Raw genomic sequence first — 21,247 nt, 5'->3', positions numbered from 1 at the left:
GGGCAACGGTAGCGTGCTTGATCGTCGGCCGCACCGTCTTCGCTATAGGTTCCCAGAGCCTTGGGCCAGGCATTGCTCGGTCACGCGTGTTGCGCTGCTGGTCGGAACCGAACCGCTCTCGGAGCGCTATTTGACTCTATTTGGATGGGTGAGGTCATTGGAAAAGCGGCTTGGGCGGGGGCGAGGCCGGACAGTCCGGAGGAGCGCTTGGGCTGGCGCCGATACCGATTGTGCTCAACGTCCCGCGGGAACCAGTCCAAAGCGCATCAGCTGAGCGGGTGCAGCTGGGCTGCTGACGTGAAACTCTGATATCCGCTTCTGGCCGAAAGCGGACGCTTAGCTCAGTGGCTGTCTATACGGCACATTCCTGGTCGGCGTGCTGACGGAGATTACCAAGTGGGTCAAGCGGAGCGGGCGAGGGATTGAACGGCGCTCCGGCAATAGCACACGCGTCGGCTGGCGTCGCGGCAGGTGAGATGGGCTGGGCTTAGCTTTTTGCCAAACTCGGCGGAAGGCGGCATAGTCTTGCACATATTACCGATCAAGTACTTTGCGGATATTCCCATGGACAAGAAGGGCAAGGCAGCCAACCAAGCTCTCTTTGAGGAAGACTACGTGCTGCGGTCACTCGGGCGGATTGGCTATGACCCAGATATGGCGCTCACTGAGCTGGTGGCCAACACGTGGGATGCAGGGGCTGCCAGGGTTGCCGTGATCATCCCGGAGGAAACAAGTGGCATGCTGTCGGTCGAAGACGATGGCCACGGGATGACCGAGGACCAGTTTCGCAAGCGCTGGATGACCTTGGGATACAACAGGCATCGAAGCCAAGGGGCGAACGTCCAGTTTCCTTCCGAACGCGACGATTGGGTACGCATGGCCTTCGGACGCAACGGTATTGGTCGCCATGGCTTGTTGTGCTTTTCTGATCATTACACGGTCGAAACTTGGACAAATGGCGTTCTTTCTACCTTCGTGATTGGGACCCGAAATCAGCCGTCGCCGTTCTACATCCAAAGCCATGAGACAGCCACCCGTTCGGGCCATGGCACCCGGTTGTTGGTGGAGGTTGAACGCCACCGCCCAGATCCAGATCGGATCAGGACGGTCCTGTCAGGACGCTTCCTGCACGATCCGCAGTTCGTCGTTTCGGTGAACGGCCAGTCCGTCCCGCTGTCTGAGCATGAGGGCCTTCTGGAGGAACGCAAGATTCAGGTCGAACCTGGCTTTGATGTCACGGCGTATGTGGTGGACACAACACGCACAGCGAAATCCACCCGCTACCAAGGCGTAGCGTTTTGGGTGAGCAATCGGTTGGTCGGGCTGCCGAGTTGGACCGTTGGGCCGATGGTCGTTCTGGATGGGCGGGTGCGCTTTGCCAAGCGCTATGCCCTCGTGATTGAGTGCGGATCGGAGTGGCTTTCCGAAATCGAACCAGACTGGTCGAAGTTCAAGACTACGGAGCGAACTGATCACCTTTTCGAAGCGGCCAACGGGTATGCCCAGGAAATGGTCGAGAAGTTGTCGGCCCACCTGATCGAGGAGAACTCAGAAGACGCGCTCTACAAGAATCGAGAGGATCTGCGGACGCTACCTAGGCGATCCATGCTTGAAGTAGCCCAGTTCACAAAGACCGTGGTGCATGACCAGCCAGGGATACCGCCGGAGACCCTCAACAAGGTCGTCAAAGCGGTTATCAAGATTCAGAAGGCACGAAGCGGTTCAAGTTTCCTTGACAAGCTGATGCAGCTGGATGAGCACGACATCGACGGGCTGGATCGATTGCTAGGACAGTGGACTGTGGAGGATGCGCTCACGGTTCTGGATGAGATCGACAGTCGTTTGTCCATCATTGCCGCCATGGAGAAGCTCAGCGGCGACCCGGAAGCTGACGAGTTGCATACCCTTCATCCGCTCGTGACGCAGGCGCGTTGGCTATTTGGGCCGGAGTTCGACAGTTCGGAGTATGCATCGAACAACACCCTGCGAACAGTCGCCACCAGTCTATTCAAAGCGAGAAAGCAGAATCAGACCTTTGCTAATGCTGCGAAGCGCCCCGACATCGTCGTCCTCTCCGATGCCACTCTCTCAATCGTCGGGACGGAAAGTTTTGATACCGGCAAGGATCAGCTCGTGATGATGCGCGATGTCCTGCTCATCGAGTTGAAAAAAGGGCGTTCTGAAATCGGTCGCAAAGAAATGAATCAGGCGGCAGAGTATGTCGATGAACTTGTCTCCAGCGGAGGCATACAGGGTGGGCCTTTCTTCCATGCCTTCGTGGTCGGCCATTCGGTCGCATCCAATATCCCAACTGTCAATAACCGGGAATACAACGGAGCCCAGCGCGGACGGGTAACAGCGACCACTTACAACCAGCTCGCATTGACAGCAAACCGGCGCCTCCATGGGCTAAAGGCAAGAATACCCTCACGGTACGAGGAGGTTTCTGGTTACGAGCTTGTCCAGAAAGTCATGGGGACGCCAAGCCAAGCATCGTTCGCTCCGCTGGCAGAGTAGGGCGGTGTCTAGCCCGGGTTAGACGATCGCTTATGGCCGAAAGCAGACATCGTTGACGAATCCCGCTGGGGCAGAGCTCCCGGAAGGCCTATTCAGAAACCACGTTCATCAACTGCTAGTGTTCGAGGGGAAGCCGCCCTGGCAGCCGTATGAAGTATGTGGACGAGGAGATCTGCAGATGAACAACCTTGATGACTGGCTTGCAAAAGCCGCAAACGCAACGCGCGCAGATGCCAGCGCGGGAACCGATGCGCTGCTGGCCCGCCTGGCCCAGGAGCCGCCACCTGCCAAGTGGGCGGGACGCCGCGAGCTCCGCCGCGCTGTGACCTGTGCTGCGTTGTCTGCGGTGCTGACCTGTGGCGGGGTGGGCTCTGCATTCCTCGTCACCCAGTCCAACCCGCGGCCCACTTGGGTCGCGGCGCCGTCTGCCATGTCCCCCTACGCCCTGCTGGTGGAACGCTGATGGCTATCGGAACCGCCATGCGCCTGCCTTTGGCGACCTTGGCCGGCGCGGTCATCGGCGTGGTTTGCGCCCTGGGGATCGGCTGGGGCTGGCACTACCTCAACCCTGGCCACAGCGACCTGCATGAACGGCTGCACGCCGTGGTGCCCCTGGACAATTCGGAGAAGGACATCCTGCAGGCCAAAGAGCAGCTCTTTGCGACGCGCAGGGGCGAGATCGAGGCGCGCTTGCGAATCGCCAACCGTCAACTTGCCGATGCCATTGCGGCCGATCCTCGCTGGAGTCCGCAGGTAGAGGCGGCAAGCAGGGAGGTCGAGCGTGCGGCGGGTGATCTGCAGCGTATCACGCTGGAGCACGTCTTCGAGATGCGTGCAGGGCTGAAGCCCGATCACCGCGCTGCCTACGACAAGGCGCTGCTGGACGCACTGCGCAACGATTCCCCTTGAAAGCATGGCCTGAGCGTGACGATCGAGGAAGACAACAACTGGGCCGTCGAAGCTGCTGCGGGTGACCCAGCGGCATTCGCGCGCCTGGTGCGCAGGCACTCGCCGGCCATCACACAGATGGTGCGAGGCATGGGCGTTCCGGAAACCGACGTGGACGACGTCGTTCAGGAAACTTTCGTGTCGGCGTGGCGCGCGTTGGCTGAGTATGACCCCGCTCGCCCAGTGCTTCCGTGGTTGATGCGTATCGGAATCAACAAGGTTCGCGATACCCAGCGTTTCCGCCGCGTGCGTTACTTCCTATTCAAGGCCCGGCCCATCGACGATGAAGAGGGCCGGACGCTGGTATCGGATCAGGCCGGCCCGGAACAGAGCGCCAGTTCCAGCCTTGAACTCGCCAGCGTGATGCGCGTGCTCGACAGCATCGATCCCGCCTTACGCGAGGCACTGGTGCTGACGGCATTCGTCGGTCTGTCCCAGGTTGAAGCGGCCGCTGCGCTGGGAATCAGCCTGAAAACGATCGAAGGCCGCGTACTTCGCGCCCGGGCAAAACTGGCCTCGGCGTTGGGTCGTTAGAAAAAAATCTCCCAGATGTGAGGGGAGCGGCACACAGGCCGCGTAGTGCATGAGACGACCGCTGATGCGGCATCACTGCACTGGACCCCTGGATGAAGTACTCATTGCTTGCCTTGTCGACACTGCTGGCGCTGTTCGGCACATCGGTGGCGTGGGCCGCCGACGCGCCCACCTACGAAGATCTACTGGAACAGAGCAGGGCGCAATCGCCTTACCTGCAGGAAAAGCGCTTCGACACCGCAGCGGCCGCCGGCGATGCCCGGCAGGCCAGAGCATTGCGCAACCCCACTATCGACGGCCTTGTCGAGAATCTCAACGCACCCTTAAGCAATGGCAGCAGCCAGCGCCAGACGACCTACACCCTGACCCAGCCGCTGGAGATCTTCGGCCAGCGGAGCGCGCGTATCCAGGCGGGCGAGAAGGGCCTGCAGGCGGCCGAAGCTCGGCAACACCAAGCGCAGGTTGAGTTCTCGGCAGCGCTGGCGGTGGCCTACGCCGCTGCCGAGGCCAGCCTGATTCGCCGGGCAATCGCGCAGGAGGATGTGGAGCGCGCCGAGGGCGACCTGCGTGCGGCCAAGGCTCTGGTGGAAGCTGGCAAAGAGGCCAGCCTTCGTTCCGCCCAAGCCCAGGCCGGCCTGAGCGCGGCGCAATCGGCTGCTGCCAGTCGCGATGCCGAGACGACGGCTGCTCTTGAGCAGTTGTCGGTGCTGGCCGGCCAGACCGAGACGTACTCAGGTGTGGGCCAGTCCCTTCTAGAGCGCGACTGGCCAACGGTGGGCGCAACCGCAGGCGATGCCACGGCGGTGCTGACAGCCAAGGCGGACGTGGACGCTACCGAAGCCCAACTGCGTATCGAAAGGCTCAAGCGTGCGCCGGACCTGAGCGTGTCTGCAGGGCGTCGCAGCTTTGCAGCAGGTGGGGACGCGCTGGTCGTGGGCCTTTCGCTGTCCGTACCGCTGTTCGACCGCAACAGTGGCGGCATCAGCGCCGCCCGTGCCCGTACCGACGCGGCCAGGGCGCGATTGGACGCTGCGCGCCTGCAGAGCCAGGCAGATCGCGCTACCGCGTTGTCCCAGGTGGCTGCGGCGCGACGCGGCCTCGAGGCAGCTGCCGAGGGTGAAAAAGCCGCGGCCGAGGCCTACCGCATGGGCCGTCTGGGGTATGAGGCCGGCCGCACGCCCCTGGTGGAACTGCTGCTCAGCCGCCGCACGTTGACAGAAGCGCGGCTGACCGTGGTCGATGCGCGCCTTGCCCGGGTCCGTGCCTACGCATCACTTGCAATGGCCAATGGCCAGATCGTCTTCGGAGACCGTTGAATGAAGCGAAACACCCCTTCCGTGAATACTCTGGGCATGCTCGGCGTCGCCGCGCTGGCGCTTGGCGCAGGCTTCGGCATCGCCCGCCTTTCGCAGTCCTCCAGCGCGCCTGCCCCGGCAGACGCTGCGCCCACTGCCGCTGAAGATAACGGCGGCGTGCAGGTCGTTGCCATTCCCGATGCATATCTTGGAGCAGCCGGTATTGCCGTTGAGGCTGTCACCTCTGCCGACGTGGCAGCCAACATTGGCGCAGCAGGCTCCGTCGTTGCCATTCCGGGTGGTGAAGCCGTGGTGGTATCCAGGGCCGCAGGCAACGTGACCGAGGTGCTTCGCCAGGTGGGCGACAAGGTCGCCAAGGGCGATGTCCTTGCACGGGTCGCCAGCCCTGATGGCGCACGCATTGCAGCAGATCTGCGCGTGGCCAATGCCGGTCTTTCCCTGGCGCAGAAGAACGCCAGCCGGGACCAGTCGCTGTTGGCGCAGGGGGTGCTTGCCCGGCAGGAGGCCGAAGCCAGCCAAGCTGCCTACCTGTCGGCACAGGCCGAAGCGCAACGGGCTGCGCTGGTGGCTCGCACCGCCAACGTCGATGGCGGCGGCAGCGTTTCGGTGGTCAGCCCCATCGCCGGGACCATCAGCAGTTCCCAGGCCACACTGGGTGTATTCGTTGAACCACAGGCCACCCTCTATCGCGTCACCGGCTCGAACGGCGTGGAGGTGCAGGCATCGGTGCGCGCGGGTGATACCAGCCGGATCCGCTCCGGTGATCCTGCCACCATCGTGCGCTCTGACGGCACCGTGGTATCAGGCAAGGTCCGTTCTGTAGCGACGGCGGTGGGAGGATTGACTCGAGCTGCAACCGTGGTGATTACGCCGGAAAACGCTGGCGCCGGACTTGTCGTCGGTGACGGCGTGCAGGTGCGCCTTGTGGCGTCAGCCGGGCAGTCCGGTGGCATGTCCGTTCCCGAAGAAGCCGTGCAGAACATCGATGGCAAAGACGTGCTGTTCGTGCGCACGGAGAAGGGGTTCAACGCCCAGCCCGTGTTCGTAGGCGTGCGTAGTGGTGGAATGGCGCAGATCCTCTCCGGTGTTTCCGCAGGAACCCGCGTAGCAACCCGCAACGCCTTCCTGGTGAAGGCGGAAATGAACAAGTCCGGCGGAGACGAGTGATGATCGAACAGGTGCTTACAGGTGCCGTGCGGCACCGCTGGCTGGTGTTGTTCATCACGCTGGTGATCTCGGTCATCGGTGCCTGGCAGTTGAACATGCTGCCGATCGATGTCACCCCGGACATCACCAACAAGCAGGTGCAGATCAACACCGTCATCCCCACGCTCAGCCCGGTGGAAGTGGAAAAGCGGGTGACCTATCCCATCGAGACCGCGATGGCGGGCCTGCGCGGCGTTGCCAACACGCGTTCGTTCTCGCGCAACGGTTTCAGCCAGGTGACGGTCATCTTCGATGAAAGTGCCGATCTGTACTTCATGCGCCAGCAGGTCACCGAGCGCTTGACCCAGGCCCGGCCGCAGCTTCCCGAAGGCGCCGAGCCGCTGATGGGGCCGGTTTCCACTGGCCTGGGCGAGGTATTCCACTACAGCGTCGAGTTCACACACCCCGATGGCAAGGACGCGCCACGCAACGATGGCAAGCCCGGATGGCAGAGCGATGGCTCGTTCCTGACCGATCAGGGCGATCGCCTGGCCGATGACATGGCGCGCCTAGCGTACCTGCGCACGGTACAGGACTGGATCGTGCGCCCGCAGCTGCGCACGACGCCGGGCGTGGCTGACGTCGACAGCCTGGGCGGCTATGTGAAGGAGTATGTGGTCGAGCCCAATGCAGCCAAGCTTGCTGAGTATGGGTTCTCCTACACCGACCTGGCGAACGCGCTGCAGGATGCAAATCTTTCGGTGGGTGCGGACTACATCCAGCGCTCTGGCGAATCCTATCTGGTGCGAGCTGATGCCCGTATCCGTTCGGTGGATGAGATCGCGCGGGCCGTGGTGGGTAACCGCAACGGTGTTCCGGTCACGGTGGGTGATGTTGCGCGGGTGGTGATCGACGGCGAGCTGCGGCGAGGTGCCGCCAGTCGCAACGGCTACGAGACGGTAGTGGGCAGCGCGCTGATGCTGGTGGGCGCCAACAGCCGCACCGTGGCCGCCGCCGTCGGCGACAAGCTCAAGGAGATCAGCAAGACCATGCCGCCGGGCGTGAGCATCGTCCCGACGCTGGATCGCTCGCAGTTGGTGGTGGCGACCATCAAGACCGTCGCCAAGAACCTGACGGAGGGCGCGCTGCTGGTGGTGGTCATCCTGTTCGCGTTGCTGGGTAACTGGCGTGCGGCAGTGATTGCTGCACTGGTAATTCCGTTGTCCCTGCTCATCACCGCCATCGGCATGAACAAGCTGGGCATCTCCGGCAACCTGATGAGCCTGGGAGCGCTGGATTTTGGACTGATCATCGACGGTGCTGTGATCATTGTCGAAAACTCACTGCGACGATTGGCCGAGCGTCAGCATGCCGAAGGTAGAATCCTCACTCTGAGCGAGCGCCTGCACGAGACCATCGCGTCCTCCAAGGAGATGGTCCGCCCGACGATCTACGGACAGGCGGTCATCTTCCTCGTCTTTGTTCCGTGCCTGACGTTCCAGGGCGTGGAAGGCAAGATGTTCTCGCCGATGGTGATCACCCTGATGCTGGCGCTTGCATCGGCCTTTGTCCTCTCGCTGACATTCGTTCCGGCGATGGTCGCGGTCATGTTGAAGGGCCACATCTCCGAGAAGGAAGTGCGTGTAGTGGCGGCCACGAAGAGCCGTTACCAGCCGTTGCTGCGCAATGCGATCCGGCAACCGATGCCATATCTTGCCGGCGGATTGGGCGTATTGCTGGCCGGCGCGGTGGCGTTCTCCTTCGTCGGACGTGAGTTCATGCCGACACTGGACGAGCAGAACCTGAACCTGTCCTCCGTTCGTATTCCCTCCACCTCCATCGAACAGTCGGTAGCCATCGATCTTCCCCTGGAGAAGGCTGTGCTGACGCTTCCCGAGGTGCAGACCGTCTACTCCAAGGCGGGTACGGCGAGCCTTGCCGCAGACCCCATGCCGCCAAACGCATCGGACAACTACGTCATCCTGAAACCGAAGGACCAGTGGCCTGATGGTGTGAAGACCAAAGAGCAGGTCATCGAGCGCATCCGCGAGAAGACCGCGTTCCTGGTGGGCAACAACTACGACGCCACGCAGCCGATCGAGATGCGCTTCAACGAGCTGATCGGTGGTGTGCGCAGCGACGTGGCGGTGAAGATCTACGGCGAAGACCTGACGGCCTTGGCCACCAGCGCAGACAAAATTGCTGCTGTGCTGAAGAAGATTCCCGGGGCATCGGATGTGCGTGTGGCCCAGACCGGTGGCTTCCCGACCTTCGACATGGCGTTTGATCGCGCAGCGATCGCCCGCTATGGCCTGACCGTTAAGGATGTGGCTGATACGGTGTCGGCCGCGTTGGCCGGACGCCAGGCGGGCCAGATCTTTGAGGGCGATCGCCGCTTCGATGTGGTGGTTCGACTGCCCCGCGTCGACCGAAGTGATCTGGACGTCCTGGGTGCGGTGCCGGTCATGCTGCCGCCGGGGAATCAGGAAGGCAGCCCTTCGGTGCCGCTGCGTGAGCTGGTCAGCTTCCGCTTCACGCAGGGTCTGAACGAGGTGAGTCGTGACAACGGCAAGCGCCGGATCTATGTAGAGGCCAACGTAGTGGGGCGTGATCTGGGCAGCTTCGTGGACGATGCCAAGGTAGCGATCGCACAGCAGGTGCAACTGCCGACCGGCTCGTGGATCGAGTGGGGCGGGCAGTTCCAGAACCTGCAGGCAGCTACCCAGCGTTTGGCCATCATCGTGCCGCTGTGCTTCATCCTGATTGCCGCGGTGCTGTATATGGCCATCGGCAACGGGCTGTTGACCGGCACTGTGCTGACGGCCGTACCGCTGGCGCTGGCCGGTGGCTTCTTCGCGCTGGCCTTGCGTGGCATTCCGTTCTCGATCTCGGCAGCAGTGGGGTTCATTGCTGTTTCGGGTGTGGCGGTGCTGAACGGACTGGTGTTGATCTCCGCCATCAAGAAGCGTCTGCATGACGGCATGGAGCCGAACGAGGCGGTGGAGCAGGGTGCAATGGAGCGCGTCCGGCCCGTGTTGATGACGGCCTTGGTTGCTTCACTGGGGTTTGTACCCATGGCGATCGCAACCGGCACGGGTGCTGAAGTCCAGAAGCCGTTGGCGACCGTGGTCATCGGCGGCCTCATCACGGCAACCGTACTGACCCTGTTCGTCCTGCCGGCACTGTGTGGGCTGGTGCTGCGCAGGACTGCGCGCAGGAAGGCAGCGGGCATCGAGGACCCACTGCCGGCGCCGGAAACCGATTGAGTACGTTCCCTTCCACAGTTTCACGCCCGGCCCTGCGGATCGTTCTACGATCCGCAGGGTATTGGCATTTCTGCACTCCATTCCTCCGAGGACAGCCATGATCGAGGTTCTCCGTTTTCCGACCTTCAGGAATCTGTTCGCTGCCCAGGTGATTGCGTTGGTCGGTACTGGCTTGGCGACCGTGGCGCTTTCGCTGCTCGCCTATGACCTGGCCGGCGCGCAGGCCGGCCAGGTGCTCGGCACGGCACTGGCCATCAAGATGGTGGTCTACGTCCTGCTCGCGCCTATGTCCGGCGCGGTCGTGCCAGCCAATCTGCGTAAGCCGGTCCTGATCGGGCTTGATCTGGTGCGCGCGGCCGCGGCACTGTGCCTGCCTTTCGTGAATCAGATCTGGCAGGTGTACCTGCTCATCGCTCTTCTGCAGTCGGCATCAGCCTGCTTCACGCCGCTGTTCCAATCGACCATTCCGGAAATCCTCAAGGAAGAGCGCGACTACACCCGTGCATTGTCCTTGTCGCGGCTGGCGTATGACCTGGAAAGCCTGCTCAGCCCTGCGCTGGCGGCGGCCCTGCTGACACTGATCAGCTTCCATGGCCTTTTCGCCGGTACGTCGGTGGGCTTCGTCTGCTCAGCGCTGCTGGTCGTGGTCACGGCATTCCCCTTCGTTGCAGCCTCGCCGCGCAAGGAAGGCCCCTATGCACGGGCCATCCGTGGCATGCGTATCTATCTGAAGACGCCTCGACTGAAAGGCCTGCTGGCGCTGAACCTGTGCGCTGCCGCGGGTGGTGCGATGGTATTCGTCAATACGGTGGTGGTCGTGCGCAACGTGCTGGGCGGTGCTGAAGCCCAGGTCGCCTGGGCCCTGGCTGCGTTCGGCGGCGGCTCGATGCTGATGGCGTTGGTTCTTCCCAAGGTACTGGACCGCGTACCGGACCGTCGCGTGATGCTCTCTGCAGCCAGCATGATGCTTGCGGTGCTTACCGCCTTGGGGGTTACGTGGTGGCTGACGCCCTCCGCGATCGGCTGGCCCCTGGTGCTGTCCGGCTGGGCATTGCTGGGCATGAGCTACGCCGGCTTGGTGACACCAGGCGGCCGGCTGCTACGGCGCTCGGCAGAGTCCACTGACCTTCCTTTCCTGTTCGCCGCGCAGTTCTCGCTTTCCCACGTCTGCTGGCTGATTGCCTACCCACTGGCCGGTACCGTGGGGGCACGCCTGGGCATGCCGGTGGCGGTTCTGGCGCTCGCGGTGGTGGCCTGCGCGGGGCTTCTATTCGCCTGGCGTACCTGGCCTGCGAATGATCCTGACGCAATCACCCACCGACATGATGATCTCCCTGCGGACCACCCGCACATGCAGGAACACGCGCATACGGAACAAGGCCACTCGCACCGTTTTGTCATCGATGACAACCATACCCGTTGGCCCGGATGAACGACGAGTCACCAGAGATGCCCAGTAGCGCGCGCACGCTGAACACCCCCCCTTTTTCGTGTCGACTTTGATCCAGCAACACACTAGTCTTTGAGCATGACATCACTGCGCCGGATATCGAATGTGCGACTGCTCACCAGCATCTTTCTGATGCTGGTGGCGAGCATGTTCCTGCGCCCGGTGCTGAATCATCTTGGCGAGCTGCATGGTCTGCAGCACATGGTGCAGACCGCAGCCGAACATGGACATCCGCACGCGGGCGATCGTGATGCTGCAGATCGGGATCCTCTGCACGCGTCGGGCGGCCATGGCGTGCTGCACCAGTCCGATCTGGGCGGGTCACTTGGCATCCTGCTGGACGTAGCACTCCACGATCCAGCCATCGGCCGTGGTGCGCACCCCTGGCATCGCCAGGCAGCGTTCATTGCCCATCACTGCTCATCGTTGTTCAGGCCTCCCATCGTCGCGGCCTGATGCCGGGCGCATGTCTGCCGCGCTGCCTGCTTTCTGCGGGCGTGCGGCTGGCTTGCGGCTAGACGCATCGCAGTTCCCCTCTGTATTCCGGCCACGATCCGGCTGACTCCTGCGCCACCGCGCGGTAACGACGTGCATGCGTGCCCTGGCACACATCTGCATGGCGTTGCCGTGCGCCTGTGGCGGGGCGCGGCGCGGAGGTCCGTGGCATGTCATGTCACTCAAGAACTCCATCATGATCCCCAGACCACATTCCGGGTTATCCACCCGTACCCATCCCATGGCCATGCCGTCGCACTGGCCGCGCACGCTGCTCGCAGCGATAACCATGTTGCTACTTGTTTTCACTGCCGATGGTGCTCTGGCGCATGCCATCGCCGAGGGCGACAAGGGTTACATCCAAGAGATATCAGGGGTAAATCTGATCGCCTTCGCTTACCTGGGCGCCAAGCACATGGCCACCGGGTATGACCACATTCTGTTCCTGCTGGGCGTGATCTTCTTCCTTTACCGGATGAAGCATGTCGCGCTGTACGTCACCCTGTTTGCCATCGGTCATTCCACGACGATGCTGCTGGGTGTGCTCTTCAATGTGGGCATCAACAGCTATCTCATCGATGCGATCATCGGCTTGTCAGTGGTCTACAAGGCGCTGGACAACCTCGGTGCCTACCAGCGTTGGTTCGGCTTCCAGCCCAATACCAAGGTCGCGACACTGGTGTTCGGACTGTTCCATGGCTTTGGCCTGTCCACCAAGATCATCGAGTACGACATCTCCCCCGATGGTCTTCTTCCGAACCTGCTCGCCTTCAACGTCGGGGTGGAAATGGGGCAGATGCTTGCCCTGGGCGCCATCCTGATTGTGATGGGCTACTGGCGCCGCACCGCCAGCTTCTTCAAGCACGCCTACTTCGCCAACGCGGCAATGCTCTGCGCAGGTTTCGTCCTGATCGGCATGCAGCTGACCGGCTACGCCATTTCCTGAATCCTTGAGAGATCCCTACCATCATGTACAACAGCAAGCCCCTCGAAAGTGACCTCCCCAGCAGCCGCCAGCTGGCGCGCACTACCCTCATCGCCGCCGGCATCGCCGTCGTGCTTCTCATCGGTGTCGTGCTGCCTGCGGAACACGCCGTGGATCCGTTGGGTATAGGCCGAATGCTGGGTCTGACCGAGATGGGACAGATCAAGCAGCAACTGTCCGAAGAAGCCGCAGCGGATGCGGCCATGGATGCCCGGGCCGAGGAGGGCCTCGCCGTGCTCACCCAGGTCTCCACGCGGGATCGCCAGACAGTCGAAGTCACTCCCAAGCCGGCCGCTGCTTCGGCCTCAGCGCCCGCAGCCACGGAATGGCGTGACGAAGCCGAAGTCGTGCTGGCGCCCGGTCAGGGTACCGAAATCAAGCTTTCCATGAAGGAAGGCGAGCGTGCGACCTACACTTGGTCGGTCCAGGGCGGGGTGGTGAACTTCGACACCCATGGTGACGGCGGTGGTCGTGCGATCAGCTATGAGAAGGGGCGAGGTGAGGCGTCCGACCAGGGCGTACTTCTGGCCGCCTTTACGGGCAACCACGGCTGGTTCTGGCGCAATCGCGGCGAGGAACCGGTCACCCTGCTGCTGCGTACGGGCGGGCAGTATGAACAGCTGAAGAAAATGTAAGACCAGGCCAGGAGGGCGTGCCCGGGGCAGCCGGGTACGCTCCTCTGCAAACATTCGTCCTACCATCTCGACAAGGCCACGTGCCACATTTACCCTAGATCCCATGCGTCTTTCCGCCCGCCACCGTGTGCTCGCCCGCATCAGCCTTTTCGCGCTGATGCTGCTGAGTGTTGTGGCGCGGCCGATGGTGATCCAGCTGAGCGAACTGCATGGTCTGGAGCACGACATCGCCGCTGCGTTCGACCATGGGCATTCCCATCCGGCCGGAGCCAGTGACAACCTCGACGACGACCACGCCTCTGGTGCGCACAGCGTGCTGCACCAGGCAGACGCAAGCTTCGCAGGGAGCCTGTTCAATGGCCACCACCAGGTAGTCGCTCTCGCACTGAGCGCCGACGTGCCCGCATTGCGGCTGCTGCGCGTGCCTTTGGGTTATCCCGCCTCGCCCTTCCGGCCTCCGATCGTCTGACAACGCCTGCCGCGTCCGCGCGGCCTGTTCTGCTGCCTGCCTTAGCGGGCGGCAGCGCGTTGTTCTAACATCTTTCCGGAGGCTTCCGTGAAATTCCGTAGTGTGTGGGCGCTGGCCATTGCCGGCGCCTGCGGTATGGCCGTGCCTGGCCATGCCGCCGAAGTTCTGCGCCTGGAGGAAGCGGTCGCCCGCGCCCTGGGCAGTCATCCGAGCGCCGCAGCTGATGCCGCCCAGCTGGAGGCAACCCGCAGCCGTGCAGCCCGGGAGGGCCTGCCGGCGCCCATCATTCTGGGCGGGGAACTGGAGAACGTTGCTGGCAGCGGCAGCGTTTCAGGGATGGATGCCGCTGAGGCAACGTTCCGCGTATCCCGCCTGCTGGAACTCGGCGGCAAGCGCGCTGCGCGACAGGCATTGGGCGGCGCGGAGATCGACGCGGCCCAACGGGCAGGGGACGTGACTCGCGTAACCATCGCCACCCGAGCCGCAGGACGGTTCATCGATGTGCTGGCCGCGCAGGAGCATGTGGAACACGCGCAGGAGCGCATCGCGATGGCGCGCGCCCTGCAGCGAGAGGTCGGGCGTTGGGTCTCGGCGGCGCGCAATCCTGATTCCGACCTGCGAGCGGCAGAAATCGCAGTTGCCGACGCCGAACTCAAGCGCGATCAGGCGCTGGAGCGTCTGGAGTCGACACGCCATGCGCTCGCAGCTTCATGGGGTGCGTTGACGGTCGACTTTGGCGCCGTCGCTGGTGATACCTCGGTGCTGCCCCCCCTTGAGCAGTTCCAGGCGATGGCCGCGAAGCTGCCTTCGACACCTCAGCAACAGCTTCTTGAGTCCCAGGCAGGCGTGCTGACCGCGCGCCGTAACGTGGCGCTTGCCGCCGCCCGGCCAGATGTCAGCGTGGGCCTGGGCATTCGCCGGCTGGAAGCCACCAAAGACAGCGGATTGGTGATGTCGGTTTCTGTCCCATTGGGCAGCCGCAAGCGATCAGCGTATTCCGTTTCTGAAGTCGACCACGAGCTGTCTGCCCTCAGTGCCCGGCGCCAAGCGCAGGCCGTTGAACTGCAACAGGAACTTTTCGATATCTACCAGCAATTGCGGCAAGCGCAGCTGGAGGTCGAGTCGGTACGCGAACGCCAGCTGCCCAAGGCCGAGGCAGCACTGAAGCAGAGCCGGCGCGGCTTCGAGGAGGGCCGATTCTCCTATCTGGCGCTGGGCCAGGCGCAGAAGACCCTGTTCGACCTTCGCGAGCGCGAAGTTGAAGCCGCCGCCCGCTATCTCCGACTGCTGGTCGAGGCAGATCGCCTCACCGCCTCCGCTCTGGACATCCGCCCATGAACCGCTACGCATTCCTGATCATGTTCCCCTTGGTCCTTTCCCCCTGCGGCGGTGACAAAGCCGCGACCGAAGCCTCTACCGAGACAGCTGCCGCATCCGCCGACTACGAACGAGGGCCGAATCGAGGGCGCATGCTGCGTGACGGCGATTTTGCCCTCGAGATCACCGTTTACGAAACCAACACGCCGCCACACTTCCGTCTTTACGCGTATCGCAACGACAAACCGATTCCGCCTTCCGAAGTGCAGGCGAGCATGCAGCTCAAGCGTCTGGACGGCGAGGTCAATACCTTCAGCTTCAAGCCGGAGAACGGCTACCTCGTCGGCAGTGGGGAGGTCACTGAGCCGCACTCGTTCGATGTGGTGGCCGAAGCCACCGCAGCAGGCAAGTCCCATCGCTGGAACTACCCCTCCTATGAAGGCCGTACGCGAATCGAACCACAAGCAGCTAAGGACGCGGGCATCGTGGTGGAAGCAGCAGGCAGTGCCAGCATCCGCGACACAGTGACCTTGATGGGCAACGTGACGGTCAACACGGCGCGGCAAGCCGCAGTGAAAGCACGCTTTCCCGGCGTGGTGCGCAGCGTTGCAGTCGAGATGGGCCAGCGAGTCAGTGCGGGCCAGACTCTGGCCACGGTGGAAGGCAACGACAGCATGCGCAGCTATGCCGTCATCGCGCCGTTTGGCGGAATTGTGTTGGCGCGTAATACCAGCGTTGGGGACGTGGCGGCAGACAACACGTTGTTCGAGATCGCCGACCTCTCCGAGGTATGGGTAGACCTGCGGGCACTGGGCACCGACGCCGAGCGGCTTGCTGCAGGCCAGGTGGTGACGCTTCGCTCAGCCACTGGCGCCCATGAAACCCAAGGACGGGTGCAGAGCCTGCTCCCCTTGGCCAGTGCCGGCCAAAGCGTAGTCGCACGGGTCAGCATCCCCAATGAAGACGGCCGGTGGCGCCCGGGTATGGCCGTGTCGGCCGAGGTCGTGTTGTCCGAAACCCAGGTCCCGTTGGCAGTCAAGGAATCCGGGCTGCAGCGCTTCCGTGACTTCACCGTGGTCTTCGCACAGGTGGGCGACACGTATGAGGTGCGCATGCTTGAGCTCGGCAAGCGCGATGGGCAGCTGGTCGAGGTACTCGGTGGCCTCAAGCCCGGTACCCGTTATGTCAGCGAGCAAAGCTACCTGATTCGCGCGGACATCGAAAAGTCTGGCGCGAGCCACGATCACTGAGGGGCATCCCATGCTAGAGCGAATCATTCGCGCGTCCATCGCGCATCGATGGCTTGTGCTGCTGCTCGTGCTGGCGCTGTCCGGCCTGGGCATCTGGAACTACAGCAAGCTTCCCATCGACGCCGTGCCTGACATTACCAATGTACAGGTACAGATCAACACCGAAGCCCCTGGCTATTCGCCACTGGAAGCCGAGCAGCGCGTGACTTTCCCGGTTGAAACCGCACTGGCCGGGTTGGCACGTCTGGAGTACACACGCTCAATCTCGCGCTACGGCCTTTCGCAGGTGACCGTGGTATTCGAGGATGGGACAGATATCTACTTCGCCCGCCAGCAGGTTGCTGAGCGTCTGCAGCAGGCGGCCTCCCAGTTGCCCAATGGCCTGAAGCCAACACTGGGACCGGTTGCCACGGGCCTGGGCGAAATCTTCATGTACACCGTGGAGGCCGAACCAGGAGCTGAGAAAACCTGGACGCCAATGGCACTGCGTACCCTGCAGGACTGGGTGGTACGCCCGCAGATGCGGCACCTGAAGGGCGTGACCGAGGTCAACACCGTGGGCGGTTACGTCCGCCAGTTCCATATCACGCCAGACCCCCGCAAGCTGCAGGCCTATGGCCTGACCCTGCAGGACGTCATGGAGGCCGTTGCCCGCAGCAATGCGAACGTCGGTGCGGGCTACATCGAGAAGAGCGGCGAGCAATACCTGGTACGCGTGCCTGGGCAGGTTGCCGACATGGACGGCCTGCGCAAGATCGTGGTGGCCAATCGTGAGGGGCTGCCGCTGCGAGTAGGCGATCTTGCTGATGTCCACGAAGGCACCGAGCTGCGGACCGGCGCCGCCACCAAGGATGGCAAGGAAGTTGTGCTTGGCACGGCCTTCATGCTGATCGGCGAGAACAGCCGGGCCGTTGCCCAGCGCACCGCTGCCAAGCTGAAGGAGATCGACGGCACGCTGCCCGAGGGCGTTCGTGCACACCCGGTGTATGACCGAACCGAGCTGGTGGATCGCACCATTGAAACGGTGAAGAAGAACCTCCTGGAGGGCGCGCTGCTGGTCATCGCGGTGCTGTTCCTGCTGCTGGGCAATCTGCGCGCCGCGCTCATCACCGCTGCGGTCATCCCGTTGACCATGCTGCTAACGATCTCCGGAATGGTGCAGAACCGGGTATCGGCCAACCTGATGAGCCTCGGTGCGCTCGACTTTGGCCTGATCGTGGACGGCGCGGTCATCATCGTGGAGAACTGCCTGCGCCGCTTCGGTGAACGCCAGCATGCGCTGGGACGCCTGTTAACGCGCGAGGAGCGATTCTCCCTGGCCGCTTCGGCAAGCGCCGAGGTCATCAAGCCCAGCCTGTTCGGTCTGTTCATCATCGCGGCGGTGTACATCCCGATCTTCGCGTTGTCGGGTGTGGAAGGAAAGATGTTCCATCCCATGGCCTTGACCGTGGTAATCGCCCTCACCGGTGCCATGGCGTTGTCGCTGACGTTCGTGCCGGCTGCCGTGGCGCAGTTCGTCACCGGCAAGGTGTCCGAGAAGGAAACCAAGGTCATGCGTGGCGTAACCCGCCTGTATGGCCCTCTGCTGGAGCGGGCGGTCAGTGCCCGTAGGTGGGTGGTCGGCGCAGCGGTTGCACTTACCGTGGTGGCCGGCATCGGTGCCAGTCGCATGGGTACAGAGTTCATCCCCAACCTGGATGAAGGCGATATCGCCCTGCACGCGCTGCGCATCCCCGGAACCAGCCTTACCCAAGCCATCGGCATGCAACGCCAGCTGGAAGCTGCCATCAAGCAGTTCCCTGAAGTCGACGAGGTGGTGGCCAAGATCGGTACTGCCGAGGTGGCGACCGACCCGATGCCTCCGTCGGTCGCCGACACCTTCATCATGCTCAAGGATCGGGACCAGTGGCCGGACCCGCGCAAACCAAAGGCCCAGCTGATTGCCGAGCTGGAGAAGACCGTCAGAGCCATCCCCGGCAACAACTACGAGTTCACTCAGCCGGTGCAGATGCGCATGAATGAGCTGATCGCCGGCGTGCGCGCGGAAGTGGCGATCAAGCTCTATGGCGACGATCTGGATCAACTCGCACAGATCGGCAGCCAGATCGAGGACGTTGCCAACCGGATCACCGGCGCAGCGGACGTGAAGCTGGAGCAGGTCTCGGGCCTTCCGTTGATGACCATTACGCCTGACCTGGACGCGTTGGCGCGCTATGGCGTGGCAATCGACGATGTGCAGAAGACCGTATCGGTCGCATTGGGTGGGGAGTCCGTTGGCCAAGTATTCGAAGGTGATCGTCGTTTCGACATCGTCGTGCGGCTGCCCGAGAACCTGCGTCAGGACACGCGCACGCTGGAATCACTGCCTGTACCGGTGTCAGGTTCGACAGAGGCCGATGCTGATCGCGGTTTCGTTCCGCTGGGGCAGCTGGCCAAGGTTGAGGTGGCTCCAGGCCCGAATCAGATCAGCCGCGAGAACGGCAAGCGGCGTGTGGTTATCACCAGCAACGTCCGCGGACGCGATCTCGGCTCGTTCGTCGAGGAGCTGCGCGCCGCCGTCGGAGATGAAGTCCAGCTGCCTGAAGGTTACTGGGTGGAGTATGGCGGCACGTTCCAGCAGCTCATCTCGGCCAGCGAGCGGCTGATGGTGGTGGTGCCCGTAGTGCTGGTGATGATCTTCGGCCTGCTGTTCATGGCGTTTGGTTCGGGACGTGATGCCGCCATCGTTTTCAGCGGCGTGCCGCTCGCCCTTACCGGCGGTGTGGCGGCTCTGTGGCTGCGTGACATTCCGCTGTCCATCTCGGCCGGTGTCGGGTTCATCGCGCTTTCGGGCGTGGCGGTACTGAACGGCCTGGTGATGATCAGCTTCATCAAAAGCCTGCGGGAACAGGGTGTGCCTCTCCACCGCGCTGTCAGCGAGGGGGCAGCGGGACGCTTGCGACCTGTGCTGATGACTGCCCTGGTCGCCAGCCTGGGCTTCCTGCCCATGGCACTGAACGTCGGTGCCGGCGCTGAAGTACAGCGTCCTCTCGCCACGGTGGTCATCGGCGGCATCGTCTCGTCCACGCTTCTGACGCTGCTGGTGCTTCCTGCGCTTTACCGCCTCATCCATCGCGAGGGCGATACGTCCAAGGATGAAGCCGAATGACGCTTTCCCTTTTTCCAACGTTGAGGAACCTACGCTTGATTCCGTTGAACAGACCGTTGTCGTGGCTCCTCCTGCTGGCCGCGCTGTTGATTCCCTGGGCTGCGTTCGCCCACGGTGTCAGTGAGGGTGACCAAGCCTTCCTGGAGGACAGCACGGGCACCCAGCTGATTGCATTTACCTACCTGGGTGCCAAGCACATGGTCACAGGGTACGACCACCTGCTGTTTCTGTTCGGGGTGATCTTCTTCCTGTACCGGATGCGTGATGTCAGCATCTACGTGACCTTGTTCGCCATTGGTCACAGCACGACGCTGCTGCTGGGCGTGTTGGGTGGCTTCCACGTGAATGCCTACGTGGTGGACGCCATCATCGGACTGTCAGTGGTCTACAAGGCACTGGACAACATGGGGGCGTTCAAGCGCTGGTTCGGCGTGCAGCCCAACACCAAAGCAGCCGTGCTGATCTTCGGCTTCTTCCATGGCTTCGGATTGGCAACGAAGTTGCAGGATTTCACCCTGTCCGCTGACGGGCTGGTGCCCAACATGCTGGCGTTCAACGTCGGCGTGGAGCTGGGCCAGCTGCTGGCCTTGGCCGGCATCCTGATTCTGATGGGCTTCTGGCGTCGCCTGCCGTCCTTCCATCGGCAGGCCTACAGCATCAATACCGTCCTGATGTGTGCCGGCTTCGTGCTGATGGGCATGCAACTGACGGGCTACTTCGTTTCCTGACCTTTGATCGAGGCTTTCAATGTCCATTTCCATCAATCAGCAACTTCCCAGCACTCGCCGACTGCTCAAATCGACCGCGCTCGCCGTGGCGGTCGCTGGTGTGATTCTGATCACTACCGTACTGCCCGCCGAGTACGGCATTGACCCGACTGGCGTGGGTCGTGCCCTCGGTTTGGATGCGCTGGCCGCGAGCGGCGATTCCTCCGCATCTGAAGCCGTTCCTCAAACCTCAAATGGGCGCCCGGAAGCCATTGCGGCCTTGTCCGAGAAGGCCAAGGTCGCCTTCGGAGAGAACAAGGGGCAATCCCTTGATCCAGCGGCTGTAGGTTTTGGTTCTGGCGCGCTGCGTCAGGACACCATGACCATCGAAATCGAGCCAGGCAAAGGCATGGAGCTGAAGTCCCACATGACCACGGGTGCAGGAATGCTGTTCCGCTGGACATCCAGCGCTCCGGTTGCCGTGGACATGCATGGCGAGAGACCTGACGTGAAGGGAGCCTGGACCAGCTACGCCGTAGAGGGCGCCCAATCGAAAGCAGAGGGGACTTTCATCGCTCCCTTCGATGGAACACATGGCTGGTATTGGCAGAACCGAGGTACCTCGCCGGTGATCATCACAATCGAACTGAATGGCTATCAGGCCGACCTGTATCAGCCGTAACACCCCCGGCATTCCGCCGGAACCAACCCAGGAGTCAATCCATGAAACTGCGTTATACGTTCGCTGTATGCCTCGTTGCCGGCCTGACATGGTCCTCAGGCGCATCTGCCCACGATCCTGCCTTGCATGCCGATCCGGTGCCGGCCGCCGCGCCACAAGCTAAGCCAAAGACGTGCGAGCAGCTGGCTGATCGATCGAAGTACAAGGTTGATCTGAATGACTCTCAGACCAAGGCATTGAAGGAGCGTTGCGACGCCGAGGCGGCTTCGGGCGCTAAGAAGAAGTAAGCGGTGGGCAATGTGGCCCGGCTGTAAGTGTCGGGCCACATTGATGCAGAAGTCGCAGTGCAGGCACCGTGTGCTGGGACGTCCGTTTCTGGCCG

At 62.6% G+C, this 21,247-nt stretch carries 18 protein-coding genes; all 18 read left to right on the top strand.

The features are described from left to right. Positions 1–564 precede the first annotated feature (564 nt). Positions 565–2,517 (top strand): ATP-binding protein, encoded by a 1,953-nt coding sequence (locus QRO95_RS06460; protein ID WP_046984209.1) that lies wholly within the window; start codon positions 565–567, stop codon positions 2,515–2,517. 178 nt (positions 2,518–2,695) lie between these two features. Next, positions 2,696–2,980, top strand: coding sequence for a CnrY/NccY family anti-sigma factor (locus QRO95_RS06455; protein ID WP_046984168.1), 285 nt, complete (start codon positions 2,696–2,698; stop codon positions 2,978–2,980). Next, complete coding sequence (locus tag QRO95_RS06450; RefSeq protein WP_046984169.1) at positions 2,980–3,426, top strand: periplasmic heavy metal sensor; 447 nt, start codon at positions 2,980–2,982, stop codon at positions 3,424–3,426. Before QRO95_RS06455 ends, QRO95_RS06450 begins: the two co-directional genes overlap by 1 nt. A gap of 15 nt (positions 3,427–3,441) precedes the next feature. Further along, positions 3,442–3,999: an RNA polymerase sigma factor gene (locus QRO95_RS06445; protein ID WP_049441978.1), complete on the top strand. Its 558-nt coding sequence runs from the start codon at positions 3,442–3,444 to the stop codon at positions 3,997–3,999. 92 nt (positions 4,000–4,091) lie between these two features. Continuing rightward, positions 4,092–5,315 (top strand): TolC family protein, encoded by a 1,224-nt coding sequence (locus QRO95_RS06440; protein WP_065428117.1) that lies wholly within the window; start codon positions 4,092–4,094, stop codon positions 5,313–5,315. Continuing rightward, positions 5,316–6,482 (top strand): efflux RND transporter periplasmic adaptor subunit, encoded by a 1,167-nt coding sequence (locus tag QRO95_RS06435; RefSeq protein WP_046984172.1) that lies wholly within the window; start codon positions 5,316–5,318, stop codon positions 6,480–6,482. Further along, positions 6,482–9,727 (top strand): CusA/CzcA family heavy metal efflux RND transporter, encoded by a 3,246-nt coding sequence (locus QRO95_RS06430; RefSeq protein WP_046984173.1) that lies wholly within the window; start codon positions 6,482–6,484, stop codon positions 9,725–9,727. Before QRO95_RS06435 ends, QRO95_RS06430 begins: the two co-directional genes overlap by 1 nt. Before the next feature lie 97 nt (positions 9,728–9,824). After that, a complete protein-coding gene (locus QRO95_RS06425; RefSeq protein ID WP_046984174.1) occupies positions 9,825–11,159 on the top strand; it encodes an MFS transporter in 1,335 nt (444 codons plus the stop codon). Positions 11,160–11,282: 123 nt separating this feature from the next. Continuing rightward, positions 11,283–11,633, top strand: a complete 351-nt coding sequence (locus tag QRO95_RS06420) for a hypothetical protein (protein ID WP_049444365.1) — start codon at positions 11,283–11,285, stop codon at positions 11,631–11,633. 286 nt (positions 11,634–11,919) lie between these two features. Further along, positions 11,920–12,618, top strand: coding sequence for a HupE/UreJ family protein (locus tag QRO95_RS06415; protein ID WP_404830336.1), 699 nt, complete (start codon positions 11,920–11,922; stop codon positions 12,616–12,618). Positions 12,619–12,641: 23 nt separating this feature from the next. Next, a complete protein-coding gene (locus QRO95_RS06410) occupies positions 12,642–13,292 on the top strand; it encodes a hypothetical protein (protein WP_046984177.1) in 651 nt (216 codons plus the stop codon). A gap of 103 nt (positions 13,293–13,395) precedes the next feature. Next, positions 13,396–13,761 (top strand): hypothetical protein, encoded by a 366-nt coding sequence (locus QRO95_RS06405; protein ID WP_046984178.1) that lies wholly within the window; start codon positions 13,396–13,398, stop codon positions 13,759–13,761. Positions 13,762–13,848: 87 nt separating this feature from the next. Further along, on the top strand, positions 13,849–15,099 hold the full coding sequence (locus tag QRO95_RS06400; protein ID WP_176422360.1) for a TolC family protein: 1,251 nt from the start codon (positions 13,849–13,851) through the stop codon (positions 15,097–15,099). Then, positions 15,096–16,328 carry an efflux RND transporter periplasmic adaptor subunit gene (locus tag QRO95_RS06395; protein WP_285301997.1) on the top strand — a complete coding sequence of 411 codons (1,233 nt, stop codon included), beginning with the start codon at positions 15,096–15,098 and terminating at the stop codon, positions 16,326–16,328. The genes QRO95_RS06400 and QRO95_RS06395 overlap by 4 nt, the downstream gene beginning before the upstream one ends. 10 nt (positions 16,329–16,338) lie before the next feature. Next, positions 16,339–19,476, top strand: a complete 3,138-nt coding sequence (locus QRO95_RS06390) for an efflux RND transporter permease subunit (RefSeq protein WP_046984180.1) — start codon at positions 16,339–16,341, stop codon at positions 19,474–19,476. Then, positions 19,473–20,204, top strand: coding sequence for a HupE/UreJ family protein (locus tag QRO95_RS06385; RefSeq protein WP_257945070.1), 732 nt, complete (start codon positions 19,473–19,475; stop codon positions 20,202–20,204). Before QRO95_RS06390 ends, QRO95_RS06385 begins: the two co-directional genes overlap by 4 nt. Before the next feature lie 19 nt (positions 20,205–20,223). Next, complete coding sequence (locus QRO95_RS06380) at positions 20,224–20,865, top strand: hypothetical protein (protein ID WP_046984182.1); 642 nt, start codon at positions 20,224–20,226, stop codon at positions 20,863–20,865. A gap of 41 nt (positions 20,866–20,906) precedes the next feature. Beyond that, positions 20,907–21,152, top strand: a complete 246-nt coding sequence (locus QRO95_RS06375; RefSeq protein ID WP_046984183.1) for a hypothetical protein — start codon at positions 20,907–20,909, stop codon at positions 21,150–21,152. Positions 21,153–21,247: the final 95 nt, after the last annotated feature.

The organism is Stenotrophomonas maltophilia group sp. Smal13 (genome assembly GCF_030236855.1).
Classification (GTDB): domain Bacteria; phylum Pseudomonadota; class Gammaproteobacteria; order Xanthomonadales; family Xanthomonadaceae; genus Stenotrophomonas; species Stenotrophomonas maltophilia_A.
The sequence above is the reverse complement of the archived record's forward strand: the minus strand, read 5'-3'. Positions and strand labels throughout refer to the sequence as shown.